Raw genomic sequence first — 23,304 nt, 5'->3', positions numbered from 1 at the left:
ATGATAGCAAAATTAGCTTGGAGAAACATTTGGTTCAAACCATTAAACACACTTTTAAGTATCATATTATTAGCTTCAAGTGTGGCAATAATTACGGTTTTGATTTTATTGCAAAAACAATTTGAAGAAAAATTCTCAAGTAATATTGATGGAGTCGATTTAGTTCTTGGTGCGCAAGGAAGTCCGATGCAATTAATACTTTCATCAGTGTATCATATAGATAATCCAACAGGAAATATTAGTAATGATTCTGCCAAAGTTTGGATGAATCATCCGTTTATTGAAAAAGCAATTCCACTAGCTTTTGGTGATAATTACCGCGGTTTTAAAATCGTTGGAACCAATTCAGATTATCTAGATAAATACAAGGCCAAAATTGCAAAAGGTAAACTATTTGATAAAAACTTTGAAGTTGTTGTAGGAAGTGAAGTCGCTCAAAAATTGACTTTAAAAGTAGGAGATACTTTTTTCGGTTCCCATGGAGATGCTGAAGAAGGTGAAGTGCATGACTATTACGCTTATAAAATTTCAGGTATTGCCTCTCCAACCGGAACTGTAATCGATAATTTGATTTTGTGCAATATTCCAAGTGTTTGGCAAATGCATGGAACACATGAGGAAGAAACTGAAAATCCTGCACATGGAGAAGAGGGACATATTCACAATGAACATGAACACGTGCATTTAGACATGACTTTGAACGAGCCAAATATGGAAATCACAGCAGTTTTGTTGAAATTTAGAAATAAAATGGGTATTGTAATGTGGCCAAGAATTATTGCTCAAAATACCAAAATGCAAGCCGCTTCACCAGCAATTGAAATTAATAGGTTGTTTAGTTTGTTTGGAATTGGTTTAAAAGCTTTAGAATATTTAGCTTATGCAATAATGTTAATTTCCGGAATATCTATATTTATTGCACTTTATAATCGATTGAAAGAGCGAAAATATGAATTTGCTTTGATGAGAATCAATGGTGCAAGTAGATTGCAATTATTATCTTTAATTATGATAGAAAGTTTGATTTTATGTTTCGTCGGATTTTTATTTGGAACAATTTTTGGTAGATTCGCATTAGGATTTATATCAAATTCAGCCGAGGATGATTTCAAAATGACTTTTAATCCAATTGAAATTGTTTGGCAAAAAGAAACAATGTTGTTAGTTGCAACATTAATAGTAGGAATAATTGCGGCTTTAATTCCGGCAATAAAAGCATATCAATTAAATATTTCAAAAACATTAGCAAATGCGTAATTCATTAAAAATAATTCTAGGTTTAGTAGTAGCAGTTTTTTGTTTGAGTTTTACAACTTCAGATAAAATTCAAATCGAGAAAACCAATTTTTTAATTAAAGGTGATACCTTAACGTGGAAAGTTTTGGGAGAAATCAAATATGTAAAGAAAAATCATCCTAAGTATGGTGAGGTTCAATTTCCAGTTGTAAATGAAAAAGTTAAATTAAGAGGTAAAAAGAAAATCTTCATTTCAGGATTTATTGTGCCAATTGATAATAAAAGTTATGCTTTAAGCAAAAATGTTTTTGCTTCTTGTTTTTTTTGTGGAAAATCAGGGCCAGAATCTATTGTTGGGTTAAATTTCAAAGGAGCAACTCCAAAGTTGAAAACTGATCAATATGTTACCATTGAAGGAACTTTTAGATACAATGAAGATGATGCTGACGATTGGATTTATAATTTAGATAACGCTGTAATTGTTAAAGGAAATTAGATGTTTCAAAATAAAATTACCGATATTTTCTTTGATTTAGATCATACACTTTGGGATTTTGATAAAAATTCTGAATTGGCATTTGATAAAATATTTAAAGAAAATCACCCAAAAGTGGATACAAAATCGTTTGTAGAAATCTACGCGCCAATCAATCAAGCGTGTTGGAAATTGTATCAAGTTGATAAAATTTCTCACGAGGAGCTACGTTACAAAAGATTGAAAGATTCGTTTGATGCGCTAAACTATTCAATTTCTGATGAAGATATTAATCAAATGTCGGTTGATTATATAACCTATTTACCAGAAAATAACATGTTATTTGATGGCGCAAAAGAAGTTTTAGACTATCTCAATCTTAAATATAAGTTGCATATAATAACCAATGGTTTTGCAGAAGTTCAATATAAAAAATTAAATAATTCAGGAATTTCAGATTATTTTATTTCTGTAACCAATTCGGAAATGGCTGGTGTAAAAAAACCAAATCCTAAGATATTTGAGTATGCTTTATCAAAGGCAAATGCTAATAAACAAAATAGTATTATGATTGGTGACTGTATAGATGCTGATGTTAAAGGAGCATTAGATTTTGGAATTGATGCCATATTTTTTAACGAAAGTAAAATTGAAATTCCTTCTCATATCAGACAAGTGAATCACTTATTAGAATTAAAAAATTACTTGTAATTAAAAAAAAAATTAAAATTCCAAACTATATGCTAATCACTAATTACTAATCACTATTTAGTAGTCACTAATAATTGTATTTATCTTTCCAACGATTTTTTAAAAATTCTCTCGTTCCATTTTCTCTGGAATTATTTCCAGGATTGTAGAATTTTGTTTCCTTAATAGCATCAGGTAAATATTCTTGTTCGCTAAAATTATTTGCGTAATTGTGAGAATATTGGTATTCATCACCATAACCTAATTCCTTCATTAATTTGGTTGGAGCATTTCGCAAATGAATTGGAACTGGTAAATCTCCAGTTTGTTTTACAACAGCTTGCGCTTCGCCAATTGCCATATAACTTGCATTACTTTTTGGAGAAGTTGCCAAATAAACCGCACACTGACTCAAGATAATTCTGCTTTCAGGATAACCAATTGAAGAAACGGCTTGAAACGTATTGTTTGCCATGATAAAAGCAGTTGGATTAGCATTTCCAATATCTTCACTTGATAAAATCAACATTCTTCTGGCTATAAATTTTACATCTTCGCCACCTTCAATCATTCGAGCCAACCAATAAACAGCACCATTTGGGTCGCTTCCACGAATAGATTTTATAAAAGCCGAAACAATATCATAATGTTGTTCGCCAGTTTTGTCATAAAGAACTGTGTTTTGTTGTACTAATTCCAAAACTTTTTCATTGGTAATTGTAATTTGACCTTCAGGGCTTGCGTTTACAACCAATTCAAAAATATTTAATAGTTTGCGTCCATCACCACCAGAAAGTCGCAACAACGCTTCCGATTCTTTGATTTTTATTTTTTTGGAAGAAATTATAGTGTCTAATTTCATTGCTCGTTCCAAAAGCGCTAATAAATCTTCCTTCGAAAACGGATTTAAAACATAAACCTGACAACGTGACAATAATGCAGGAATCACTTCAAAACTCGGATTTTCAGTTGTCGCTCCAATCAATGTTACCCAACCTTTTTCTACAGCTGCCAAAAGTGAATCTTGTTGCGATTTACTAAAACGATGAATCTCATCAATAAACAAAATTGGATTTTTCGCCGTGAATAATCCGCCACTTTGTTTCGCTTTTTCAATAACATCGCGAATGTCTTTTACACCACTATTTATCGCACTCAATTCATAAAACGGACGATTACTTTGTTTAGCAATTATCTGCGCCAAAGTTGTTTTTCCAGTTCCTGGCGAACCCCAAAAAATCATTGACGGAATAACGCCACGAGCAATCTGTTGCGTCAACGAACCATTCGGTCCAACCAAATGCAACTGACTAATATAATCTTCTAATTTCTGCGGACGAATGCGTTCGGCTAAAGGTGCTTCCATGTGGTAAAATTACATATTTCAATCTGAATTTTTTTCAGATTTTCATAAATATTGCTTGGATTTTTTTGCCACAGATTCACAGATTATAAATAATTTTAAAAAATTTGTGAATCTGTGGCTAACATTTAAGGAAGAAAAAATCAAATGCTGACAAAATAGCATTAAATAATTATTGGTTGTATTTTTGATAAATCAATTGTCACTATGAGACACAACAACGAAATAAATCATTTTAAATTTTCACCATCAACTTGGATTGTTCCAACGTTTTTGTTGGTAGTGATTTGGTTTGTATTTTATGTAGAAAATTCTTTTAATATTGATTTAGGTAAACACGGAATTCTACCAAGAACTTTCTCAGGATTGCAAGGTGTAATTTTTAGTCCGTTTTTGCATGGTGATTTGAGTCATATTGCCAATAATTCGTTGCCGCTTTTTATTTTGACAACCGCGCTAATTTATTTTTACAGAGAAGTTTCACTAAAAGTTTTGGTGTACGGAATACTATTTTCAGGTATAATCACTTGGATTATTGGTCGCGAATCCTATCACATTGGCGCCAGCGGATTAATTTATGTTTTGGTTTCCTTCATTTTCTTTAAAGGAATGATGACCAAATATTATCGATTGATGGCGTTATCACTTGCTGTTGTTGTTTTATATGGCGGAATGATATGGTATGTTTTTCCAGATGTAGACCACAAAATTTCGTGGGAAGGACATTTAGCTGGATTACTAACAGGATTTGTTTTTGCTGTAAGATTCAAAACACCCGATTACGTAAAAGACATTCAATACGAATGGGAAAAACCTGATTTCAATCCGCAAGAAGATGCCTTCATGAAACGATTTGATGAAAACGGCAACTTTGTAAATCCACCAAAACCTGAAGAACTAATGGTTGAGTATGAAGAAATTCTTTCAGAACCAATTCAATATGTTTATGTTTTTAAGGAGAGTAAGGATGAAGATCAAGTAGACGAATAGTTTGCTTTTTAGCCCCGATAGGAATGAAAATCTCGTCTCGTTTTTTGGAACGAGACGAGATTGTAATGTATAGCGGGAAAATGGTTTGTAAATAAAGCCCAAGCCATTCGCTTCTAATAAAATTGTTATTGTCTTTGGCGAACTGTCTCATACAAAAATGCTCCACAAGCCACAGAAACATTTAGCGAACCAATAGTTCCGAACATAGGTAGTTTTCCTTTAGCATCAACAATTTTCAAAACCGATGGATTAATTCCTCTGTCTTCGCTTCCCATGATGATAGCAACTGGTTCGTTTAATGAAATATCGTAAATACTATCTTCGGTTTTTTCGGTTGCGGCAACTGTTTTGATTCCGCTTCCTTGAAGATAGAAAATCGCGTCTTTAATGTGATCTACTTTACAAATTGGCACATTAAAAACCGCTCCAGCTGAAGTTTTTACAGTATCACCATTCACAGGTGCTGAACCAGTTTTTTGAACAATAATTCCGTCAACACCAGTACACTCGGCAGTTCTAATTATTGCACCAAAATTTCTAGCATCGCTCAATTGGTCAAGGATTAAAAACAAAGGCATTTTTCCGCTTTCTACAACGCTGTCAACAAGAGTTTCTAGTTTTACAAACGAAATAGGAGCAATGGTTGCCACCGCACCTTGGTGATTATTTGGAGTTAATCGGTTTAATTTTTCTACAGGAACATAAGAGAAATTGATGCTATTTTTTTTCATAGCTTTCATCAATTCCTGCATCAATTCGCTTTGAGCATCGCTTTGAACGAATACTTTATCGATTTCTTTTCCTGCATTTATAGCTTCTATAATTGCTCTAATTCCGAAGATTTGGTTTTCTTTTTCCATGGCGCAAAGGTAAACTTTTTTAAGAAGGTTTAAAAGTTTAAATGAGTAAGAGTTTAAAAGGTAGCTTTCAAACTAATATGAACAATAGAATTAGAAAGTTTTATGGCTTGTTCGTTGGTACTTCCGTTGGCGTAAATCAAATTGAAAAGTCCGTTTTTTGTAAACAATCCAAATCCGAAACCAAGTCCAAGAAGATTGCCTGTTGAATCAGTAGTCTTGTCTTGAAAATAACCATAATCAATTATTGAATGCACATAAATATTTGGCGAAAGTATATAGCGATATTCAGTCAAAATAGAGGAGAAGATGTTGCCTTGCAAACTATTCTCATTAAAACCTCGAATCGAATTGATACCGCCAAAACGATGCAATTCATTAATAATATAGTCATCACTTTGCAAATAGAAATTCTGAGTTTTTAAATTGACGACATTTTTATTGTTGAGATACAAATTGTGTTTCAAATTCAAACTTCCAAAAAACTGTGAATTACTTTTAAATTTAGACTCGCGTTTTCCTGTTCCAATTTTCAAACTATAATTACTTTTTTCAGGAAACAGAAAATCATCTTGTTTAAAATCGACAAACTCAAAAGTAGATGTGATAAATTGGTTTTCAAAGTCACTAATAGTAGAGGTGTTTACATTTTTAATATCACTTGATTCAGCCGATTGATAACCTAAATACAATCTAGTATTGTAATTAAAATAATAACCCAAATCGATTGAAGTTTGTGTATTTTGAAAGGTACTGTCTTGTTTGAAAATATTCAGTTGTGCTTTCAATCCAATCGGACTTTTGAAAATATAAGGAAGTTCCAAACCTAGATTAAACGTTTTTTGATCTTCACCATTGCTTTTCCAATACAAAGCTATTTTTTCACCTGAATTTAAAATGTTATTCAAAGTCAAATCCAAATAACCATTAAAAATAACTTTAGAATTTTCATCGTTAGAAAAACCAATAAAACCATCAAAGTTATTCGCTTTTGCTTTTTCCAAATAAACATAAACTTTTGTGGAATCTTTGGTAAACAAAATCTCAGGATATTTAGTTTGCTTTACAAATCGATATTGCTCAATGTCTTTATAAAGTTTTTCTAAATTCTGCTGATTGAAAACTCTTTTTTTATATAGTCGTTTTAGATTTTTCTTATGACCTTCCGGAAATTTGTCATTTCCATTAATTACAATATCATTCAATTGACGCTTTTGTTCCGTTTTTACATTCAAGTCGGCGGTAACAAGACCGTTTTTATTTTTAATATTCAGAAATTTCACTTTAGCCATCGAAAAACCTTTTGTTTCTAATTGTTTCAAAGTCGAATTCAAAAAGGCTTCGCTTTCAACAAAAGGCAATTTCAAAGTGTCATTTTTAACTTCATAAATACCCCAATTTTTAACGGCATAATCTTTACCTATGTATATATGTATAAAATTAGTTTTTTCACCTATATTATATAGGTATAAAAAAGTGCTGTCATTTTCCTTTTTACTTTCAATAATTTCTTGTTCTAAAAAACCTACTTTCAACAACTTTTCCGAAAATAATTTTGTTTCATCAACAACACCTTTTGCATTACTAAAAGATTTAGAATAACCTACAGAATCGATAATTTTAGTTTGCTTGTCATTTTTACCAATAATCTTCAAATACCTATTTTGCCCAAAACTATTTAGGGAAAATAGAAATATGAAAATTAAAATTAGTTGTTTCATTTTAAGAAGCGAATGACTTGGGTTTTATTTGTAATCCTTATTCCTGCTGCCTTTCCAAATCTTTTTTTACAAAAAAGGATTTTCCCTTGCATCAGGGCTATAGAGCTAGCCGTTCTAATATTTGTTGCCGTTGTAAAAATAACGTAAAATTTCAGAGTTTAATATAAATTTTCATTAGTAAAGAAATGTTATTGAAAATTAATGAATTATGATTTTTTTTATTAAAAATAATTACTACATTTGCAACCCCTAAAAAGTGGGGAATTAATAAATAAAAGAAAAATTAGTATTTAATTATGCCAACAATTCAACAATTAGTAAGAACAGGAAGAACTCAAATCACTAAGAAGAGTAAATCGGTTGCTTTAGATTCTTGTCCTCAAAGAAGAGGTGTTTGTACGCGTGTTTACACTACTACTCCAAAAAAACCAAACTCTGCAATGCGTAAAGTTGCGCGTGTACGTTTGACTAATGGAAATGAAGTGAATGCTTACATCCCAGGTGAAGGACACAATTTACAAGAGCACTCGATAGTATTAGTGAGAGGCGGAAGAGTAAAAGATTTACCAGGAGTTAGATACCACATCGTTCGTGGTGCGCTTGATACCTCAGGTGTAGCAGGAAGAACGCAACGTAGATCTAAGTATGGTGCAAAACGTCCAAAAGAGGCGAAAAAGTAATTTTTAAAACTCAAAAAGAAAAGACATGAGAAAAAGAGCAGCAAAGAAAAGACCTCTTTTACCAGATCCAAGGTTTAATGACCAATTGGTAACACGTTTTGTAAACAACTTAATGTGGGATGGTAAAAAATCTACAGCTTTTAAAGTATTTTATGATGCAATTGACATCGTAGAAGCAAAGAAAAACAATGACGAAAAATCAGCATTAGAAGTATGGAAAGATGCTTTAACTAACGTTATGCCTCACGTAGAAGTACGTAGTCGTAGAGTTGGTGGAGCTACATTTCAAATTCCAATGCAAATCAGACCAGATAGAAAAATTTCTATGGCAATGAAGTGGATGCTTCTTTATGCTCGTAGAAGAAATGAGAAATCTATGGCTCAAAAACTAGCTTCTGAAATTTTAGCTGCTGCTAAAGAAGAAGGTGCTGCTGTTAAAAAGAGAATGGATACTCACAAAATGGCTGAAGCAAACAAAGCATTCTCACACTTTAGATTTTAATACATACAGAAATGGCTAGAGATTTAAAATTCACGAGAAATATTGGTATTGCAGCTCACATTGATGCTGGTAAAACAACAACAACTGAGCGTATATTATTTTACACTGGTAAATCACATAAAATTGGTGAGGTGCACGATGGTGCTGCAACAATGGACTGGATGGCACAAGAGCAAGAAAGAGGTATTACAATTACTTCTGCTGCTACAACTTGTGAGTGGAATTTTCCAACAGAACAAGGGAAATTATTGCCAGAATCACAACCTTATCACTTCAATATTATTGATACTCCTGGACACGTTGACTTTACTGTAGAGGTAAACCGTTCTTTACGTGTACTTGATGGTTTAGTTTTCTTGTTTTCTGCTGTTGATGGTGTTGAGCCACAATCAGAAACTAACTGGAGACTTGCTGATCAATATAGAGTTCCACGTATGGGATTTGTTAATAAAATGGACCGTCAAGGATCTAACTTTTTGGCAGTTTGTCAACAAGTAAGAGATATGCTAAAATCAAATGCAGTTGCAATCACTTTACCAATTGGTGAAGAGAATGATTTTAGAGGTGTAGTTGATTTAGTAAAAAATCAAGCAATTGTATGGCATGATGCAACTCAAGGTGCAACTTTTGATATAATTGATATACCAGCTGATATGGTTGCTGAAGTTAAGCAATATAGAGATATACTTATTGAAGCAGTTGCTGATTATGATGAAAATCTGCTTGATAAATATATGGAAGATCCAGATTCTATCACAGAAGAAGAAATAAATAATGCTTTACGTGCAGCTACTATGGACATGGCTATCATTCCTATGATTGCGGGTTCTTCTTTCAAAAACAAAGGAGTTCAATTCATGTTAGATGCTGTTTGTAAATATTTACCATCTCCTTTAGATAAAGAAGGTATTCAAGGTATTCACCCTGATGATGCTGATTTATTAGAAGAAGATCAAACTAAAATCTTACGTCGTCCTGATGTAAAAGAGCCGTTCGCTGCTCTTGCATTTAAAATTGCTACTGACCCTTATGTTGGTCGTTTAGCTTTCTTCCGTGCATATTCAGGTCGTTTAGATGCAGGTTCTTATATCTTAAATACTCGTTCTGGAAACAAAGAAAGAATTTCTCGTATTTACCAAATGCATGCTAACAAACAAAACCCAATCGATTTTATCGAGGCTGGAGATATTGGTGCGGCAGTTGGATTTAAAGATATCAAGACTGGAGATACAATGTGTGATGAAAAACACCCAATTATTCTTGAGTCAATGAAATTCCCTGCGCCTGTAATTGGTATTGCTATTGAACCAAAAACTAAAGCAGACGTTGATAAAATGGGTATGGCTTTAGCTAAATTAGCTGAAGAGGATCCAACGTTTACTGTAAGAACAGATGAGGCTTCAGGTCAAACTATTATCTCAGGTATGGGTGAGTTGCACTTAGACATTCTTGTAGATCGTATGAAACGTGAATTCAAAGTTGAAGTTAACCAAGGTGAACCTCAAGTAGAATACAAAGAAGCTTTCACAAAATCTGCTCAACACAGAGAGACTTACAAAAAACAATCTGGAGGTCGTGGTAAATTCGGAGATATCGTATTTAGACTTGAGCCTGCAGATGAAGTTGATGGAAAAGTACCTGTAGGGTTACAATTCGTTAACGAAGTTAAAGGTGGAAACGTTCCTAAAGAATATATTCCTTCTGTAGAGAAAGGTTTTAGAGAAGCAATGAAAACTGGTCCATTAGCTGGATATCAAGTAGATAGTTTAAAAGTAACCTTATTGGATGGATCTTTCCACCCAGTAGATTCTGATGCACTTTCTTTTGAATTAGCAGCTAAAATGGGATACAAAGAAGTAGCGAAAGCTGCAGGTGCTGTTATCCTTGAGCCAATTATGAAAATGGAAGTAATTACTCCAGAAGAAAACATGGGAGATATCGTTGGTGATATTAACCGTCGTAGAGGTCAAGTAAATGATATGGGTGACAGAAATGGAGCTAAAACTATCAAAGCTAATGTGCCTTTATCAGAAATGTTTGGATATGTTACAACATTAAGAACATTATCTTCAGGTAGAGCAACTTCTACAATGGAATTTTCACATTATGAACAAACTCCTTCTAATATTTCAGAAGAAGTTATCAAAAAAGCAAAAGGTAACGCTTAATTTTTAACAAGATGAGTCAAAAAATTAGAATAAAATTAAAATCTTACGATCACATGTTGGTTGATAAATCAGCTGAGAAAATCGTAAAAACTGTGAAAAGCACAGGTGCTGTTGTAACAGGTCCAATTCCGTTACCAACTCACAAAAAAATATTTACTGTATTACGTTCTCCTCACGTTAATAAAAAATCGAGAGAGCAGTTTGAAGTAATGTCATACAAAAGATTATTAGATATTTACTCTTCATCTTCAAAAACTATTGATGCTCTAATGAAATTAGAGTTACCAAGTGGTGTTGAAGTAGAAATTAAAGTTTAATCTGAGTAAGATTTGAAAAATAAAACCGCTAAAGTAGCACTTACTTAGCGGTTTTTTTAAACTTTAAAATAATATTTGGTGGTTGCAATATTAGTTGTATATTTGCACCCTCAAAAGAGGCGGTATGTATCGTTCTCAAAATTAATTAATTAATAAATTGTTTAATATGTCTGGGTTAATTGGAAGAAAAATCGGCATGACTAGCATTTTCGACGAAAACGGGAAGAACATTCCTTGTACAGTAATCGAAGCTGGACCTTGTGTCGTTACCCAAGTCAGAACCAATGAGGTTGACGGGTATGAAGCTCTTCAACTTGGTTTCGATGACAAAACAGAAAAACATGCTACTAAAGCTGACTTAGGTCACTTTAAAAAAGCTGGTACTTCTGCTAAAAAGAAAGTCGTTGAATTCCAAGGGTTTGAAGGTGAGTTTAAATTAGGTGACAATGTCACTGTTGAGGTATTCAGCGAAGGAGAATTTGTTGATGTACAGGGTGTTTCTAAAGGTAAAGGTTTTCAAGGTGTTGTAAAGCGTCACGGTTTTGGTGGTGTTGGACAAGCTACACATGGTCAACATAACCGTTTAAGAGCGCCAGGTTCTGTAGGAGCATCTTCTTATCCATCACGTGTATTCAAAGGAATGCGTATGGCTGGAAGAATGGGTGGTGAAAATGTAAAAGTACAAAATCTTAGAGTTTTGAAAGTAGTTGCTGAAAAGAACCTACTTGTTGTTAAAGGAGCTATTCCTGGATGCAAAAACTCTTATGTAATCATTCAGAAGTAATGGAAGTAAAAGTATTAGACATCAACGGAAAAGAAACTGGAAGAAAAGTTCAACTTTCTGATTCAGTTTTCGCAATTGAGCCAAATAATCACGCAGTATATCTTGATGTAAAGCAATATCTTGCTAATCAAAGACAAGGAACGCACAAAGCTAAAGAAAGAGCTGAAGTTGCAGGTTCTACTCGTAAGATTAAAAAACAAAAAGGTACTGGTACAGCTCGTGCAGGTAGTAAAAAATCTCCAGTTTTCAAAGGAGGAGGAACTATCTTCGGACCTAGACCAAGAAGTTATTCTTTTAAATTGAATAAAAGTTTGAAAAGATTGGCAAGAAAATCTGCCTTCTCTTTGAAAGCTAAAGAGTCAAATTTAATCGTAGTAGAAGATTTTAATTTTGAAACTCCAAATACTAAAAAATTCATTAGTGTTTTGAAAGCCTTAGGGTTAGAAAATAAAAAATCTCTAATAGTGTTGGGTGAGTCAAATAAAAATGTATATTTGTCGTCACGCAATTTAAAAGCATCTAGCGTTGTAACTAACTCTGAGTTAAGTACTTATGCTATTTTAAATGCTAATAATTTAGTTCTTTTAGAGGGTTCTTTAGAAGGAATTGAAGAAAATTTAAGTAAATAACAAGCCATGAGTATCATAGTTAAACCTATTATTACAGAAAAAATCACCAAAGATGGTGAGGTTTTCAATCGTTTTGGTTTCGTTGTAGATAAAAAAGCTAATAAAGTACAAATTAAGAAAGCTGTTGAAGCTACTTATGGAGTATCAGTTGTTAGTGTTAATACAATGAATGTTAGACCAGATAGAACTACTAAATACACTAAAAGTGGTTTGATAAGTGGAAAGTCAAATGCTTATAAAAAAGCAATTGTTCAAGTACAAGAAGGAGAAACAATAGATTTTTACAACAATATCTAATAAATTAAGATGTCAGTAAGAAAATTAAAACCTATTACCCCGGGTCAGCGATTTAGAGTTGTTAATGGTTTTGACGCCATTACAACTGATAAGCCGGAGAGATCTTTGATCGCACCGATAAAAAACTCAGGAGGTAGAAATAGTCAAGGAAAAATGACCATGCGTTATACAGGAGGTGGTCACAAACAAAGATATCGTATCATTGATTTCAAAAGAACTAAAGTTGGAATTCCGGCTACAGTGAAATCAATTGAGTATGATCCAAACAGAACTGCTTTTATCGCATTATTATGGTATGCTGATGGAGAGAAAACGTATATCGTTGCTCAAAACGGTTTACAAGTAGGACAAACTGTTGTATCTGGTGAAGGTGCAGCTCCTGAAATTGGGAATACTTTACCATTAAGTAAAATTCCTCTAGGAACAGTAATTTCATGTATTGAATTACGTCCTGGTCAAGGTGCTACAATCGCTAGAAGCGCAGGTACTTTTGCTCAATTAATGGCAAGAGATGGAAAATATGCTACAATTAAAATGCCATCAGGTGAAACAAGATTAATCTTGTTAACTTGTTCAGCTACAATTGGAGCAGTATCTAATTCTGATCATCAATTAATTGTATCTGGTAAAGCAGGTAGAACAAGATGGTTAGGAAGAAGACCAAGAACAAGACCGGTAGCTATGAACCCTGTTGATCACCCAATGGGTGGTGGTGAAGGACGTTCATCTGGAGGTCACCCACGTTCTAGAAAAGGTCTTCCTGCTAAAGGTTATAGAACTCGTTCTAAAGTTAACCCGAGTAATAAGTATATTGTTGAACGCAGAAAGAAATAATTAGATAGACATGGCACGTTCATTAAAAAAAGGACCTTTTGTACACTACAAATTAGATAAAAAAGTTCAAGAAAATATTGCTGGAGGAAACAAAGGAGTTGTTAAGACATGGTCTAGAGCTTCAATGATTACACCAGATTTCGTAGGACAAACTATCGCAGTACACAATGGTCGTCAATTTGTTCCAGTTTATGTAACTGAGAACATGGTAGGTCACAAATTAGGAGAGTTTTCACCAACAAGATCATTTAGAGGTCATGCTGGAGCAAAAAATAAAGGTAAAAAATAAGAAGCAATGGGAGTTCGTAAAAGAGAATCAGCAGACGCAAGAAAAGAGGCTAATAAGTCTATAGCTTTTGCTAAATTAAATAACTGCCCTACTTCACCTAGAAAAATGCGCTTAGTAGCAGACTTGGTAAGAGGTCAGAAAGTGGAAAGAGCTTTAAATGTATTAAGATTTAGCTCAAAAGAAGCTTCACGCAAATTAGAAAAACTATTATTATCTGCAATCAATAACTGGGAGCAAAAAAATAGTGAAGGTAATGTAGCTGAAGCAGGCTTATTTGTAAAAGAAATCCGTGTTGACGGTGGAATGATGTTGAAAAGACTTCGTCCAGCACCACAAGGAAGAGCACACAGAATTAGAAAACGTTCTAATCACGTTACAATCGTATTAGGGCAATTAGATAACACACAAAGCAATTAATTAAGATGGGACAAAAGACAAATCCAATAGGAAACAGACTTGGTATCATCAGAGGATGGGATTCAAACTGGTATGGTGGAAATGATTACGGTGATAAAATCGCTGAAGATTATAAAATCAGAAAGTATATTCATGCTCGTTTATCAAAAGCTAGTGTATCAAAAGTAATCATCGAGAGAACTTTGAAACTTGTAACCGTTACTATCACTACTGCTAGACCTGGTATCATTATCGGAAAAGGTGGACAAGAGGTAGACAAGTTGAAAGAAGAACTTAAGAAAATTACTGACAAAGAGGTTCAAATCAACATCTTTGAAATTAAAAGACCTGAGTTAGATGCTTATTTAGTTGCAACAAGTATTGCTCGTCAAATCGAAAGCCGTATTTCATACAGAAGAGCTATTAAAATGGCTATCGCAGCAGCAATGCGTATGAATGCAGAAGGTATTAAAGTTTTGATTTCAGGTCGTTTGAATGGTGCTGAAATGGCACGTTCAGAAGGTTTTAAAGAAGGAAGAATTCCTTTGTCAACTTTCAGAGCTGATATTGATTACGCACTTGGTGAAGCTCATACTACTTATGGTAGAATGGGAATCAAAGTATGGATCATGAAAGGTGAGGTTTACGGAAAACGTGATTTATCTCCACTAGTTGGAATGGATAAAAAGCAAGCTTCTGGTGGAAAAGGTGGAGACTCTCCAAGAGGAGATAGAAAACCATTCAACAAAGGTGGTAAACCAGATGCACGTAAAAGAAAGTAATTTTTTAAATTAAAGAAAAATGTTACAGCCTAAAAGAACAAAGTACCGTAAGGTACAAAAAGGTAGAATGAAAGGTGTTTCTCAAAGAGGACACATGCTTTCAAGTGGAATGTTTGGAATTAAATCTGTACATGAAAAAGGTGTATTTTTAACTTCACGTCAAATAGAAGCTGCGCGTATTGCTGCAACTCGTTTTATGAAAAGAGAAGGACAACTTTGGATTAATGTATTCCCAGACAAACCTATAACAAAGAAACCTCTTGAGGTACGTATGGGTAAAGGTAAAGGTGCCGTAGAATATTGGGCTGCCGTTGTTAAACCCGGAAAAATTATGTTTGAAGTTGGAGGAGTACCTTTAGCAGTTGCAAAAGAGGCATTACGTCTTGCGGCTCAAAAGCTTCCAGTTAAAACTAAGTTTGTTGTTGCTAGAGATTTCGAAGCATAATATATATAAAATTATGAAACAATCAGAAATTATTAGTCTGTCTACAGCTGAGTTACAAGTTAAACTTAGTGAAGTAAAAAAAACATACGCTGAATTAAAAACCGCTCACGCTATTTCACCAATTCAAAACCCACTTCAAATTAGAACAATGAGAAGAGCGGTAGCAAGATTGGCAACTGAATTAAGCAAAAGAGAATTGTAATCTGCTGAACGATGGAAGATAAAAGAAATTTAAGAAAAGAAAGAATTGGTGTGGTTACTAGCAACAAAATGGAGAAATCTATAGTTGTTTCTGAAACAAGAAGAGTAAAGCATCCAATGTATGGTAAGTTCGTGTTAAAAACAAAAAAATATGTTGCACACGACGAAACAAATGACTGTAATATTGGTGATACAGTAAAGATCATGGAAACAAGACCTTTATCTAAGTTGAAATGTTGGAGATTAGTTGAAATCATTGAAAGAGCGAAATAGTTATGGTACAACAGGAATCTAGATTAAAAGTAGCAGATAACACAGGAGCAAAAGAAGTTTTGACTATCCGTGTTTTAGGAGGAACGAAACGTCGTTATGCCTCTGTTGGAGATAAAATTGTAGTGTCTATTAAAGATGCAACACCAAACGGAAACGTTAAAAAAGGTGCTGTTTCTACTGCAGTTGTTGTACGTACCAAAAAAGAAGTGAGAAGAGCTGATGGATCTTATATCAGATTTGACGATAACGCATGTGTATTGTTAAATGCTGCAGGTGAAATGAGAGGAACTCGTGTTTTTGGTCCGGTTGCCAGAGAACTTCGTGAAAAACAATTCATGAAAATTGTATCATTAGCACCTGAAGTGCTTTAATTCGATTAATGATGACAAAGTTAAAAATAAAATCAGGTGACGTAGTAAGAGTTATTGCTGGAGACCATAAAGGTACAGAAGGTAAAGTTCTTAGAGTTTACCGTGAGAAAAATAAAGCGATTGTTGAAGGCGCGAACATGGTTTCAAAACATACTAAACCAAGTGCGAAAAACCCTCAAGGAGGAATCGTTAAGAAAGAAGCTCCTATTCATATTTCTAATTTGTCTTTGATAGATCCTAAATCTAAAGAAGCTACAAAAACAGGAACAAGAGTAGAAGGAGATAAGAAAGTGAGATTTTCTAAAAAATCAAATCAAGTATTATAGTTATGGCATATATCCCTAGACTAAAAGAAGAGTATAAGAGCAGAGTAATTGCAGCTCTTAAAGAAGAGTTCGGTTATAAAAACGTAATGCAAGTTCCTAAACTTGAAAAAATCGTTATTAGCCGTGGAGTTGGTGCAGCTGTATCAGATAAAAAGTTAGTTGACTACGCAGTAGATGAATTAACTAAAATTACTGGTCAAAAAGCGTTAGCTACAATTTCCAAAAAAGACGTAGCGTCATTCAAATTAAGAAAAGGAATGCCTATTGGTGCTAAAGTTACTTTACGTGGAGAAAAAATGTATGAGTTTTTAGATAGACTTATTACTTCAGCTTTACCACGTGTAAGAGATTTTAGTGGAATCAAAGCTACTGGATTTGACGGAAGAGGTAATTATAATCTTGGTGTTTTGGAACAAATCATTTTCCCAGAAATTGATATTGATAAAGTAAACAAAATTTCAGGTATGGATATTACTTTTGTAACTTCAGCAGCAACTGATAAAGAAGCAAAATCATTATTAGCAGAATTAGGTTTACCTTTTAAAAAGAATTAAGACATGGCTAAAGAATCAATGAAAGCCCGCGAGGTTAAAAGAGAAAAAACGGTAGCTAAGTATGCTGAAAAGAGAAAAGCTTTATTAGAAGCTGGAGACTATGAAGGTTTACAAAAATTACCTAAAAATGCTTCACCAGTTCGTTTACACAATCGTTGTAAATTGACAGGTAGACCAAGAGGTTATATGCGTCAATTCGGTCTTTCACGTGTAACATTCCGTGAAATGGCAAACCAAGGATTAATTCCAGGTGTTAAAAAAGCTAGTTGGTAAATTAGTTTATTTCAGCAGATAATTGTACATTTGCCGGATTTTTGCCGGTAACGTGCAATTATCTGCTTTAAAAATTGAGTTTAATGGCTTCAGGTTCAATAGAATAGTTCTTTTGAAAACCGTAGCCGAATTTTAATAAATATGTATACAGATCCGATTGCAGATTATCTTACGAGAGTCAGAAATGCTGTTAGAGCTAACCACAAAGTGGTTGAGATTCCAGCTTCTAATCTTAAAAAAGAAATCACAAAGATTTTATTCGATCAAGGATATATCTTAAGTTACAAATTTGAGGATTCAACCGTTCAAGGTTCTATCAAAATTGCTTTGAAGTATGATAAAGATACTAAAGAGCCTGTAATTAAAGACATCCAAAGAATTAGTAAACCAGGTTTACGTAAGTACGCAGGTGCTTCAAAATTACCAAGAATCTTAAATGGTTTGGGTATTGCTATTGTTTCTACATCAAAAGGTTTGATGACTGGAAAACAAGCTAAGCAATTGAATGTTGGTGGAGAAGTAATTTGTTACGTATACTAATTTAAAGCTAAGCGACAATGTCAAGAATAGGAAAAAATCCAATTGTAGTTCCAGCTGGTGTAACTGTAGAAGTTACAGAAGGATTGGTTACAGTAAAAGGAAAATTAGGACAACTAACTCAGGAGTTTTCGGACGTTACTGTAAAGTTAGAAGAAGGTCAAGTAATTGTGGAAAGATCATCTGACCACAAAGATCATAGAGCTAAACATGGTTTGTACAGATCATTAATCAATAATATGATTGTTGGAGTATCAACTGGTTTTACTAAAGAATTAGAGCTTGTGGGTGTGGGATACAGAGCTTCAAATCAAGGACAAAAACTTGATTTAGCTTTAGGTTTTTCTCACAATATCATTTTAGAAGTTGCTAAAGAAGTTACTTTAGAAACTATTTCTGAAAAAGGTAAAAACCCTATCGTAAAACTTACATCTTATGATAAACAACTTTTAGGTGCTATTACTGCGAAAATTAGAAATTTCCGTAGACCAGAACCATACAAAGGAAAAGGTATCAAGTTTGTAGGTGAAGTATTAAGAAGAAAAGCAGGTAAATCAGCTTAAAAATAAAGGTTATGTCATTAACAAAATCTGAAAGAAGACAGAGAATCCAGTATAGAATAAGAAAGATTGTTAGCGGTACTGCTGCTAGACCAAGACTTTCTGTATTCAGAAGTAATAAAGAAATCTACGCACAGCTAATTGACGATGTAAATGGTGTTACTTTATTAGCTGCTTCATCTAGAGATAAAGGAGCGGATATTAATGGTACTAACGTAGAAGTTGCAACAGCGGTTGGAAAACTTGTTGCTGAAAAAGCGTTAAAAGCCGGTATAGATTCAGTAACATTCGATAGAGGAGGTTATTTATATCACGGTCGTATTAAATCATTAGCAGAAGGCGCTAGAGCCGCTGGACTTAAATTCTAATATATTATGTCTAAATACAAAAATGTAGAATTAGTAAAACCTAGTGGTCTTGAATTAAAAGATCGTTTGGTAAGTGTAAATCGTGTTACCAAAGTAACAAAAGGTGGTAGAGCTTTTGGGTTCTCAGCAATTGTTGTTGTAGGTGATGAAAATGGTGTTGTTGGTCATGGATTAGGAAAATCTAAAGACGTTTCTGAAGCAATTGCGAAAGCAGTAGAAGATGCAAAGAAAAATTTAGTTAGAATTCCTTTAAGTGGTCAATCTGTACCTCACGAACAAAAAGGTAAATTTGGTGGAGCTCGTGTGTTCTTAATGCCTGCATCTCATGGTACAGGAGTTATTGCTGGTGGTGCTGTTCGTTCAGTACTTGAATCAGTTGGAATTCACGACGTATTATCAAAATCTCAAGGTTCTTCAAATCCACATAACGTGGTGAAAGCAACTTTTGATGCATTACTACAAATGAGAAGCGCCTATACTGTTGCAAAACAAAGAGGAGTTTCTTTAGAGAAAGTTTTTAAAGGTTAATTCAAGGAAATTATGGCTAAATTATTAGTAAAACAAGTTAGAAGCAAAATCAACTGTCCACTTACTCAAAAAAGAGGTTTAGAAGCTTTAGGTCTTCGTAAAATGGGACAGGTTGTTGAGCATGATTCAAATCCAACAATCCTTGGAATGATAAATAAAGTTAAACACTTAGTTTCCGTTGAGGAAGTTAAATAACAATTATAGTTATGAATTTAAGTAACTTACAACCTGCTGAAGGTTCTACACACAATCAAAATAAAAGAGTTGGTAGAGGAGAAGGTTCTGGTAAAGGTGGTACTTCTGCAAGAGGTCACAAAGGAGCAAAATCCCGTTCTGGATATTCTAAAAAGATTGGTTTTGAAGGAGGTCAAATGCCACTTCAAAGACGTGTGCCTAAGTTTGGTTTCAAGAACATTAACAGAATTGAGCATCAAGGTGTAAATCTTGACACTCTTCAAGCTTTAGTTGATAACGGAATCGTTACTGATACTGTAGATTTTACAGTTTTAGTCGAAAACCGTTTAGCTACCAAAACCGAATTAGTTAAAATTTTAGGTAGAGGTGAATTAAAAGCAAAATTAAAAGTAACTGCTCACAAATTTACTGCTACTGCAAAGGCTGCTATCGAAGCTGCTGGTGGTGAAGCAGTAACATTATAATATTCTGACCTTATGAAGAATTTTATTGAATCGTTTAAGAATGTTTGGAAAATAGAAGAGTTGAGAAACAGAATCTTGTTTACTTTGGGTTTACTTTTAGTATATAGATTCGGTGCTCATGTAACTCTTCCTGGTATCGATGCTACACAGCTTTCTGGACTTGCTGGGCAAACAGATAAAGGAATTGGATCAATTCTTGATATGTTTACCGGTGGAGCATTTTCAAAAGCATCTGTTTTTGCATTAGGTATTATGCCCTACATTTCTGCTTCAATTGTTGTTCAGTTAATGGGTATAGCAATTCCTTATTTGCAAAAATTACAAAAGGATGGTGAAAGTGGTAGAAAGAAATTAAACCAAATTACACGTTGGTTAACTATTGGTATCACATTACTTCAAGGTCCAGGTTATATTTATAACTTGTACAGAACCATTCCTAGTAGCGCATTTTTGTTAGGATTTGATTCATTTTCTTTCTTATTTTCTTCAGTTTTGATTTTAACTACAGGTACAATTTTTGCTATGTGGTTAGGAGAAAAAATTACTGATAAAGGTATAGGAAATGGTATATCTCTATTAATTATGGTCGGTATTTTAGCAAGATTACCTCAAGCACTTATTCAAGAATTTCAATCAAGAGTAACCAACAATAATGGTGGTTTAATGATTCTTGTTATTGAAATTATTGTTTGGATGTTGGTAATTATTGCTTGTGTACTTTTAGTTATGGCAATTAGAAAGATACCTGTTCAATATGCAAGAAGAACAACTTCTGGTGATTTTGAACAAGATATGATGGGTGGTAATAGACAATGGATTCCATTAAAATTAAATTCAGCTGGTGTTATGCCAATCATTTTTGCTCAAGCAATTATGTTTATCCCTGCTGCTTTAGCTGGTCTTTCACAGTCTGAAACATCTCAATCTATTGCTGGTGCTTTTAGTAACATGTTTGGATTATGGTATAATATAGTATTTGCTCTATTAATCATTATCTTTACATTCTTTTACACGGCGATTACGGTTCCAACAAATAAAATGGCTGACGATTTAAAGAGAAGTGGTGGTTTTATACCAGGTATTAAACCAGGTGTTGAAACAGCAGATTTTCTTGATAAAATTATGTCATTAGTAACTTTTCCAGGTTCGTTATTCTTAGCTTTAATAGCTGTGTTCCCAGCAATTGTAGTTAGTTTAGATGTACAACAATCATGGGCTATGTTCTATGGTGGAACTTCTTTAATCATTATGGTTGGAGTTGCAATCGATACTATTCAACAAATAAACACTTATTTATTGAATAAGCATTATGATGGTTTGATGAAAAGTGGTAAAAATAGAAAAGCAGTAGCTTAATTTTTATGGCAAAACAATCAGCAATAGAACAAGACGGATCAATAATTGAAGCATTATCAAATGCTATGTTCCGTGTAGAATTAGAAAACGGACATATCGTTATCGCACACATTTCAGGAAAAATGCGTATGCATTACATCAAGTTGTTACCTGGTGACAAAGTGAAACTTGAAATGAGTCCTTACGATTTGTCTAAAGCAAGAATCACTTACAGATACTAAAGTTATTAAAAATGAAAGTAAGAACATCAGTAAAAAAGAGAAGCGCAGAATGTAAAATTGTGCGTAGAAAAGGAAGATTATACGTTATTAACAAAAAGAATCCTAGATTTAAACAAAGACAAGGATAATTATGGCAAGAATAGCAGGGGTAGATATACCTAAAAATAAAAGAGGTGTTATAGCACTTACCTATATCTTCGGAGTAGGAAAAAGTAGAGCTATTGAGATTTTAGAAAAAGCTCAAGTTAGCCAAGATACTAAAGTTCAAGATTGGAATGATGATCAAATCGGAGCAATTCGTGATGCTGTATCATACTACAAAATTGAAGGTGAACTTCGTTCAGAGACTTCATTAAACATTAAACGTTTAATGGATATCGGATGTTATAGAGGAATTCGTCACAGATCTGGTCTTCCATTAAGAGGACAAAGAACTAAAAACAATTCTAGAACAAGAAAAGGTAAGAGAAAAACTGTTGCTAACAAGAAAAAAGCAACTAAATAGTAAGTAATATGGCTAAAGCAAGTACAAAAAAACGTAAAGTTATTATTGAATCTTCAGGAGAAGCTCATATTAATGCAACTTTTAACAACATCATTATTTCGTTAACTAACAAAAAAGGTGAAGTTATTTCTTGGTCTTCTGCTGGTAAAATGGGCTTTAGAGGTTCTAAAAAGAACACTCCTTATGCTGCTCAAATGGCAGCTGAAGATTGCAGTAAAGTAGCATTAGAAGCAGGACTTAAAAAAGTAAAAGTTTATGTTAAAGGTCCAGGTAACGGAAGAGAGTCTGCTATCAGATCAATACATAATAGTGGAGTAGAAGTAACAGAAATCATTGATGTTACTCCAATGCCTCACAATGGATGTCGTCCTCCAAAAAGACGTAGAGTATAATTTTATACTGAAATTTCAGTATCTAATATATAATTAAGTATAACAAGAGAAAGAACAAAGATTATCGAAGGATTTATTGACCTGAATTCATAATCTCTATCTCAAAACAATTTTAAAATGGCAAGATATACTGGTCCAAGTACAAAAATTGCTCGTAAATTTGGCGAAGCAATCTTCGGAGCTGATAAAGCATTCGAAAAAAGAAATTATCCTCCTGGACAACACGGGATGGCTAAAAAAAGAGGTAAGAAATCTGAATATGCTGTCCAATTAATGGAAAAGCAAAAAGCTAAATATTCTTACGGAATCTTAGAAAAACAATTTAGAAACTTATTCGAAAAAGCAGCAGCTTCTAAAGGTGTAACAGGTGAAATCCTTTTACAATTATGTGAAGCTCGTTTAGACAATGTTGTTTTCAGAATGGGAATTGCTTCTTCTAGAAGAGCTGCAAGACAAATTGTTTCTCACCGTCACATTACAGTAAATGGTGAATTAGTAAACATACCTTCTTATCACTTGAAACCAGGTGACGTAGTAGCTGTTCGCGAAAAATCTAAATCTTTAGAGTCAATTGAACGTTCTTTATCAAACTCTAATCATGTTTACGAATGGATTACATGGAATAATGATACTAAATCTGGTACGTTCGTTACTGTTCCTGCTAGACTTCAAATTCCAGAAAACATTAAAGAACAGTTAATCGTAGAGTTGTACAACAAATAATA

Annotated in this window: 37 protein-coding genes; 34 read left to right on the top strand and 3 right to left on the bottom strand. The window is 33.6% G+C overall.

Annotated elements, in window-relative coordinates; genetic code table 11:
* From ABD766_RS11880 to ABD766_RS11870, 3 genes are read left to right on the top strand one after another with little or no spacing between them, the layout of a single operon-like run.
* Nucleotides 1-1,257 carry an ABC transporter permease gene (locus ABD766_RS11880; RefSeq protein ID WP_344816887.1) on the top strand — a complete coding sequence of 419 codons (1,257 nt, stop codon included), beginning with the start codon at nt 1-3 and terminating at the stop codon, nt 1,255-1,257.
* The gene (locus ABD766_RS11875; RefSeq protein ID WP_344816886.1) at nt 1,250-1,732 is read left to right on the top strand and encodes a hypothetical protein; all 483 of its coding nucleotides are present in this window, start codon (nt 1,250-1,252) and stop codon (nt 1,730-1,732) included. The genes ABD766_RS11880 and ABD766_RS11875 overlap by 8 nt, the downstream gene beginning before the upstream one ends.
* Nucleotides 1,733-2,422, top strand: a complete 690-nt coding sequence (locus tag ABD766_RS11870) for a YjjG family noncanonical pyrimidine nucleotidase (protein ID WP_344816885.1) — start codon at nt 1,733-1,735, stop codon at nt 2,420-2,422.
* A gap of 67 nt (nt 2,423-2,489) precedes the next feature.
* On the opposite strand, the gene ABD766_RS11865 is transcribed toward ABD766_RS11870, so the two are convergent.
* Nucleotides 2,490-3,767: a replication-associated recombination protein A gene (locus tag ABD766_RS11865; protein ID WP_344816884.1), complete on the bottom strand. Its 1,278-nt coding sequence runs from the start codon at nt 3,765-3,767 to the stop codon at nt 2,490-2,492.
* A 204-nt stretch (nt 3,768-3,971) separates the two neighbouring features.
* Here ABD766_RS11865 and ABD766_RS11860 point away from each other — a divergent pair, with 204 nt between their 5' ends.
* Nucleotides 3,972-4,754, top strand: coding sequence for a rhomboid family intramembrane serine protease (locus ABD766_RS11860; RefSeq protein WP_344816883.1), 783 nt, complete (start codon nt 3,972-3,974; stop codon nt 4,752-4,754).
* Between the two features lie 125 nt (nt 4,755-4,879).
* Here the strand turns inward: ABD766_RS11860 and rlmB are convergent, their stop codons facing one another.
* Both rlmB and ABD766_RS11850 read right to left on the bottom strand, forming a co-directional pair.
* Entirely contained in the window at nt 4,880-5,614 is a 735-nt protein-coding gene (gene rlmB, locus ABD766_RS11855) for a 23S rRNA (guanosine(2251)-2'-O)-methyltransferase RlmB (protein WP_344816882.1), read from the bottom strand.
* A gap of 53 nt (nt 5,615-5,667) precedes the next feature.
* A complete protein-coding gene (locus ABD766_RS11850) occupies nt 5,668-7,332 on the bottom strand; it encodes a BamA/TamA family outer membrane protein (protein WP_344816881.1) in 1,665 nt (554 codons plus the stop codon).
* A gap of 296 nt (nt 7,333-7,628) precedes the next feature.
* Between ABD766_RS11850 and rpsL the strand changes: the two genes are divergently transcribed.
* The 30 genes from rpsL to rpsD all read left to right on the top strand — a co-directional run bounded on the left by rpsL (nt 7,629) and on the right by rpsD (nt 23,302).
* On the top strand, nt 7,629-8,012 hold the full coding sequence (rpsL, locus tag ABD766_RS11845; protein WP_007136570.1) for a 30S ribosomal protein S12: 384 nt from the start codon (nt 7,629-7,631) through the stop codon (nt 8,010-8,012).
* Nucleotides 8,013-8,037: 25 nt separating this feature from the next.
* On the top strand, nt 8,038-8,514 hold the full coding sequence (rpsG, locus tag ABD766_RS11840; protein ID WP_344816880.1) for a 30S ribosomal protein S7: 477 nt from the start codon (nt 8,038-8,040) through the stop codon (nt 8,512-8,514).
* A gap of 11 nt (nt 8,515-8,525) precedes the next feature.
* Nucleotides 8,526-10,682: an elongation factor G gene (gene fusA / locus ABD766_RS11835; protein ID WP_298306649.1), complete on the top strand. Its 2,157-nt coding sequence runs from the start codon at nt 8,526-8,528 to the stop codon at nt 10,680-10,682.
* 11 nt (nt 10,683-10,693) lie between these two features.
* The gene (gene rpsJ / locus ABD766_RS11830) at nt 10,694-10,999 is read left to right on the top strand and encodes a 30S ribosomal protein S10 (protein ID WP_274782155.1); all 306 of its coding nucleotides are present in this window, start codon (nt 10,694-10,696) and stop codon (nt 10,997-10,999) included.
* A gap of 166 nt (nt 11,000-11,165) precedes the next feature.
* The gene (gene rplC / locus ABD766_RS11825) at nt 11,166-11,783 is read left to right on the top strand and encodes a 50S ribosomal protein L3 (RefSeq protein WP_344816879.1); all 618 of its coding nucleotides are present in this window, start codon (nt 11,166-11,168) and stop codon (nt 11,781-11,783) included.
* Nucleotides 11,783-12,412: a 50S ribosomal protein L4 gene (gene rplD, locus ABD766_RS11820; protein ID WP_344816932.1), complete on the top strand. Its 630-nt coding sequence runs from the start codon at nt 11,783-11,785 to the stop codon at nt 12,410-12,412. Before rplC ends, rplD begins: the two co-directional genes overlap by 1 nt.
* A gap of 6 nt (nt 12,413-12,418) precedes the next feature.
* On the top strand, nt 12,419-12,709 hold the full coding sequence (gene rplW / locus ABD766_RS11815) for a 50S ribosomal protein L23 (protein ID WP_290835169.1): 291 nt from the start codon (nt 12,419-12,421) through the stop codon (nt 12,707-12,709).
* A gap of 9 nt (nt 12,710-12,718) precedes the next feature.
* Nucleotides 12,719-13,543 carry a 50S ribosomal protein L2 gene (gene rplB, locus ABD766_RS11810; protein WP_344816878.1) on the top strand — a complete coding sequence of 275 codons (825 nt, stop codon included), beginning with the start codon at nt 12,719-12,721 and terminating at the stop codon, nt 13,541-13,543.
* A 10-nt stretch (nt 13,544-13,553) separates the two neighbouring features.
* The gene (rpsS, locus tag ABD766_RS11805; protein WP_007136562.1) at nt 13,554-13,832 is read left to right on the top strand and encodes a 30S ribosomal protein S19; all 279 of its coding nucleotides are present in this window, start codon (nt 13,554-13,556) and stop codon (nt 13,830-13,832) included.
* Between the two features lie 6 nt (nt 13,833-13,838).
* Nucleotides 13,839-14,249, top strand: coding sequence for a 50S ribosomal protein L22 (gene rplV, locus ABD766_RS11800; protein ID WP_298119769.1), 411 nt, complete (start codon nt 13,839-13,841; stop codon nt 14,247-14,249).
* Between the two features lie 5 nt (nt 14,250-14,254).
* Nucleotides 14,255-15,010 (top strand): 30S ribosomal protein S3, encoded by a 756-nt coding sequence (gene rpsC / locus ABD766_RS11795; RefSeq protein ID WP_298119771.1) that lies wholly within the window; start codon nt 14,255-14,257, stop codon nt 15,008-15,010.
* A 19-nt stretch (nt 15,011-15,029) separates the two neighbouring features.
* Nucleotides 15,030-15,455 carry a 50S ribosomal protein L16 gene (rplP, locus tag ABD766_RS11790; protein WP_344816877.1) on the top strand — a complete coding sequence of 142 codons (426 nt, stop codon included), beginning with the start codon at nt 15,030-15,032 and terminating at the stop codon, nt 15,453-15,455.
* A 13-nt stretch (nt 15,456-15,468) separates the two neighbouring features.
* Nucleotides 15,469-15,657, top strand: a complete 189-nt coding sequence (rpmC, locus tag ABD766_RS11785; RefSeq protein ID WP_298119774.1) for a 50S ribosomal protein L29 — start codon at nt 15,469-15,471, stop codon at nt 15,655-15,657.
* 11 nt (nt 15,658-15,668) lie between these two features.
* On the top strand, nt 15,669-15,929 hold the full coding sequence (rpsQ, locus tag ABD766_RS11780; RefSeq protein WP_035125656.1) for a 30S ribosomal protein S17: 261 nt from the start codon (nt 15,669-15,671) through the stop codon (nt 15,927-15,929).
* A 2-nt stretch (nt 15,930-15,931) separates the two neighbouring features.
* Nucleotides 15,932-16,300, top strand: a complete 369-nt coding sequence (rplN, locus tag ABD766_RS11775) for a 50S ribosomal protein L14 (protein WP_007803649.1) — start codon at nt 15,932-15,934, stop codon at nt 16,298-16,300.
* Between the two features lie 11 nt (nt 16,301-16,311).
* Nucleotides 16,312-16,626, top strand: coding sequence for a 50S ribosomal protein L24 (rplX, locus tag ABD766_RS11770; RefSeq protein ID WP_344816931.1), 315 nt, complete (start codon nt 16,312-16,314; stop codon nt 16,624-16,626).
* Nucleotides 16,627-16,628: 2 nt separating this feature from the next.
* Nucleotides 16,629-17,180, top strand: a complete 552-nt coding sequence (rplE, locus tag ABD766_RS11765; RefSeq protein ID WP_298304734.1) for a 50S ribosomal protein L5 — start codon at nt 16,629-16,631, stop codon at nt 17,178-17,180.
* A gap of 3 nt (nt 17,181-17,183) precedes the next feature.
* The gene (gene rpsN, locus ABD766_RS11760) at nt 17,184-17,453 is read left to right on the top strand and encodes a 30S ribosomal protein S14 (protein WP_035125659.1); all 270 of its coding nucleotides are present in this window, start codon (nt 17,184-17,186) and stop codon (nt 17,451-17,453) included.
* A gap of 141 nt (nt 17,454-17,594) precedes the next feature.
* Nucleotides 17,595-17,993, top strand: a complete 399-nt coding sequence (gene rpsH / locus ABD766_RS11755; protein ID WP_298304731.1) for a 30S ribosomal protein S8 — start codon at nt 17,595-17,597, stop codon at nt 17,991-17,993.
* A 17-nt stretch (nt 17,994-18,010) separates the two neighbouring features.
* Complete coding sequence (gene rplF / locus ABD766_RS11750) at nt 18,011-18,553, top strand: 50S ribosomal protein L6 (RefSeq protein ID WP_298304728.1); 543 nt, start codon at nt 18,011-18,013, stop codon at nt 18,551-18,553.
* Between the two features lie 11 nt (nt 18,554-18,564).
* Nucleotides 18,565-18,918, top strand: a complete 354-nt coding sequence (rplR, locus tag ABD766_RS11745) for a 50S ribosomal protein L18 (protein WP_344816876.1) — start codon at nt 18,565-18,567, stop codon at nt 18,916-18,918.
* 3 nt (nt 18,919-18,921) lie between these two features.
* Complete coding sequence (gene rpsE / locus ABD766_RS11740; RefSeq protein WP_089046918.1) at nt 18,922-19,446, top strand: 30S ribosomal protein S5; 525 nt, start codon at nt 18,922-18,924, stop codon at nt 19,444-19,446.
* Nucleotides 19,447-19,458: 12 nt separating this feature from the next.
* Nucleotides 19,459-19,641: a 50S ribosomal protein L30 gene (rpmD, locus tag ABD766_RS11735; protein WP_298119790.1), complete on the top strand. Its 183-nt coding sequence runs from the start codon at nt 19,459-19,461 to the stop codon at nt 19,639-19,641.
* A gap of 11 nt (nt 19,642-19,652) precedes the next feature.
* On the top strand, nt 19,653-20,105 hold the full coding sequence (gene rplO, locus ABD766_RS11730) for a 50S ribosomal protein L15 (RefSeq protein ID WP_344816874.1): 453 nt from the start codon (nt 19,653-19,655) through the stop codon (nt 20,103-20,105).
* A 12-nt stretch (nt 20,106-20,117) separates the two neighbouring features.
* On the top strand, nt 20,118-21,461 hold the full coding sequence (gene secY, locus ABD766_RS11725) for a preprotein translocase subunit SecY (protein WP_344816873.1): 1,344 nt from the start codon (nt 20,118-20,120) through the stop codon (nt 21,459-21,461).
* Nucleotides 21,462-21,466: 5 nt separating this feature from the next.
* Nucleotides 21,467-21,682: a translation initiation factor IF-1 gene (infA, locus tag ABD766_RS11720; protein WP_007136545.1), complete on the top strand. Its 216-nt coding sequence runs from the start codon at nt 21,467-21,469 to the stop codon at nt 21,680-21,682.
* A gap of 11 nt (nt 21,683-21,693) precedes the next feature.
* Nucleotides 21,694-21,810 carry a type B 50S ribosomal protein L36 gene (ykgO, locus tag ABD766_RS11715; protein WP_081932050.1) on the top strand — a complete coding sequence of 39 codons (117 nt, stop codon included), beginning with the start codon at nt 21,694-21,696 and terminating at the stop codon, nt 21,808-21,810.
* 2 nt (nt 21,811-21,812) lie between these two features.
* Nucleotides 21,813-22,187, top strand: coding sequence for a 30S ribosomal protein S13 (gene rpsM / locus ABD766_RS11710; protein WP_344816872.1), 375 nt, complete (start codon nt 21,813-21,815; stop codon nt 22,185-22,187).
* Nucleotides 22,188-22,195: 8 nt separating this feature from the next.
* The gene (gene rpsK / locus ABD766_RS11705; RefSeq protein ID WP_274782172.1) at nt 22,196-22,579 is read left to right on the top strand and encodes a 30S ribosomal protein S11; all 384 of its coding nucleotides are present in this window, start codon (nt 22,196-22,198) and stop codon (nt 22,577-22,579) included.
* A 117-nt stretch (nt 22,580-22,696) separates the two neighbouring features.
* The gene (gene rpsD, locus ABD766_RS11700; RefSeq protein ID WP_298395763.1) at nt 22,697-23,302 is read left to right on the top strand and encodes a 30S ribosomal protein S4; all 606 of its coding nucleotides are present in this window, start codon (nt 22,697-22,699) and stop codon (nt 23,300-23,302) included.
* Nucleotides 23,303-23,304 lie beyond the last annotated feature (2 nt).

Origin of the sequence: Flavobacterium cheonanense (genome assembly GCF_039539185.1) — a bacterium.
Lineage (GTDB): Bacteria > Bacteroidota > Bacteroidia > Flavobacteriales > Flavobacteriaceae > Flavobacterium > Flavobacterium cheonanense.
Note: the sequence above shows the minus strand (reverse complement) of the source record. Positions and strands in the feature narration are given on the sequence as shown.

Coding starts and splice junctions, on each gene's coding strand:
- fusA (WP_298306649.1), top strand. CDS start 8,526: ATGGCTAGAGATTTAAAATTCACGAGAAATATTGGTATTGCAGCTCAC.
- infA (WP_007136545.1), top strand. CDS start 21,467: ATGGCAAAACAATCAGCAATAGAACAAGACGGATCAATAATTGAAGCA.
- rpsK (WP_274782172.1), top strand. CDS start 22,196: ATGGCTAAAGCAAGTACAAAAAAACGTAAAGTTATTATTGAATCTTCA.
- ABD766_RS11865 (WP_344816884.1), bottom strand. CDS start 3,767: ATGGAAGCACCTTTAGCCGAACGCATTCGTCCGCAGAAATTAGAAGAT.
- ABD766_RS11870 (WP_344816885.1), top strand. CDS start 1,733: ATGTTTCAAAATAAAATTACCGATATTTTCTTTGATTTAGATCATACA.
- rpsL (WP_007136570.1), top strand. CDS start 7,629: ATGCCAACAATTCAACAATTAGTAAGAACAGGAAGAACTCAAATCACT.
- rplO (WP_344816874.1), top strand. CDS start 19,653: ATGAATTTAAGTAACTTACAACCTGCTGAAGGTTCTACACACAATCAA.
- rpsD (WP_298395763.1), top strand. CDS start 22,697: ATGGCAAGATATACTGGTCCAAGTACAAAAATTGCTCGTAAATTTGGC.
- rpmD (WP_298119790.1), top strand. CDS start 19,459: ATGGCTAAATTATTAGTAAAACAAGTTAGAAGCAAAATCAACTGTCCA.
- rplV (WP_298119769.1), top strand. CDS start 13,839: ATGGGAGTTCGTAAAAGAGAATCAGCAGACGCAAGAAAAGAGGCTAAT.
- ABD766_RS11875 (WP_344816886.1), top strand. CDS start 1,250: ATGCGTAATTCATTAAAAATAATTCTAGGTTTAGTAGTAGCAGTTTTT.
- rpsJ (WP_274782155.1), top strand. CDS start 10,694: ATGAGTCAAAAAATTAGAATAAAATTAAAATCTTACGATCACATGTTG.
- rpsM (WP_344816872.1), top strand. CDS start 21,813: ATGGCAAGAATAGCAGGGGTAGATATACCTAAAAATAAAAGAGGTGTT.
- rpsC (WP_298119771.1), top strand. CDS start 14,255: ATGGGACAAAAGACAAATCCAATAGGAAACAGACTTGGTATCATCAGA.
- ABD766_RS11850 (WP_344816881.1), bottom strand. CDS start 7,332: ATGAAACAACTAATTTTAATTTTCATATTTCTATTTTCCCTAAATAGT.
- rpsN (WP_035125659.1), top strand. CDS start 17,184: ATGGCTAAAGAATCAATGAAAGCCCGCGAGGTTAAAAGAGAAAAAACG.
- rpsQ (WP_035125656.1), top strand. CDS start 15,669: ATGGAAGATAAAAGAAATTTAAGAAAAGAAAGAATTGGTGTGGTTACT.
- rplX (WP_344816931.1), top strand. CDS start 16,312: ATGACAAAGTTAAAAATAAAATCAGGTGACGTAGTAAGAGTTATTGCT.
- rplB (WP_344816878.1), top strand. CDS start 12,719: ATGTCAGTAAGAAAATTAAAACCTATTACCCCGGGTCAGCGATTTAGA.
- rplF (WP_298304728.1), top strand. CDS start 18,011: ATGTCAAGAATAGGAAAAAATCCAATTGTAGTTCCAGCTGGTGTAACT.
- secY (WP_344816873.1), top strand. CDS start 20,118: ATGAAGAATTTTATTGAATCGTTTAAGAATGTTTGGAAAATAGAAGAG.
- rplD (WP_344816932.1), top strand. CDS start 11,783: ATGGAAGTAAAAGTATTAGACATCAACGGAAAAGAAACTGGAAGAAAA.
- rplN (WP_007803649.1), top strand. CDS start 15,932: ATGGTACAACAGGAATCTAGATTAAAAGTAGCAGATAACACAGGAGCA.
- rpsG (WP_344816880.1), top strand. CDS start 8,038: ATGAGAAAAAGAGCAGCAAAGAAAAGACCTCTTTTACCAGATCCAAGG.
- rplP (WP_344816877.1), top strand. CDS start 15,030: ATGTTACAGCCTAAAAGAACAAAGTACCGTAAGGTACAAAAAGGTAGA.
- rplC (WP_344816879.1), top strand. CDS start 11,166: ATGTCTGGGTTAATTGGAAGAAAAATCGGCATGACTAGCATTTTCGAC.
- rpsS (WP_007136562.1), top strand. CDS start 13,554: ATGGCACGTTCATTAAAAAAAGGACCTTTTGTACACTACAAATTAGAT.
- rplE (WP_298304734.1), top strand. CDS start 16,629: ATGGCATATATCCCTAGACTAAAAGAAGAGTATAAGAGCAGAGTAATT.
- rpmC (WP_298119774.1), top strand. CDS start 15,469: ATGAAACAATCAGAAATTATTAGTCTGTCTACAGCTGAGTTACAAGTT.
- rplR (WP_344816876.1), top strand. CDS start 18,565: ATGTCATTAACAAAATCTGAAAGAAGACAGAGAATCCAGTATAGAATA.
- ABD766_RS11860 (WP_344816883.1), top strand. CDS start 3,972: ATGAGACACAACAACGAAATAAATCATTTTAAATTTTCACCATCAACT.
- ykgO (WP_081932050.1), top strand. CDS start 21,694: ATGAAAGTAAGAACATCAGTAAAAAAGAGAAGCGCAGAATGTAAAATT.
- ABD766_RS11880 (WP_344816887.1), top strand. CDS start 1: ATGATAGCAAAATTAGCTTGGAGAAACATTTGGTTCAAACCATTAAAC.
- rplW (WP_290835169.1), top strand. CDS start 12,419: ATGAGTATCATAGTTAAACCTATTATTACAGAAAAAATCACCAAAGAT.
- rlmB (WP_344816882.1), bottom strand. CDS start 5,614: ATGGAAAAAGAAAACCAAATCTTCGGAATTAGAGCAATTATAGAAGCT.
- rpsH (WP_298304731.1), top strand. CDS start 17,595: ATGTATACAGATCCGATTGCAGATTATCTTACGAGAGTCAGAAATGCT.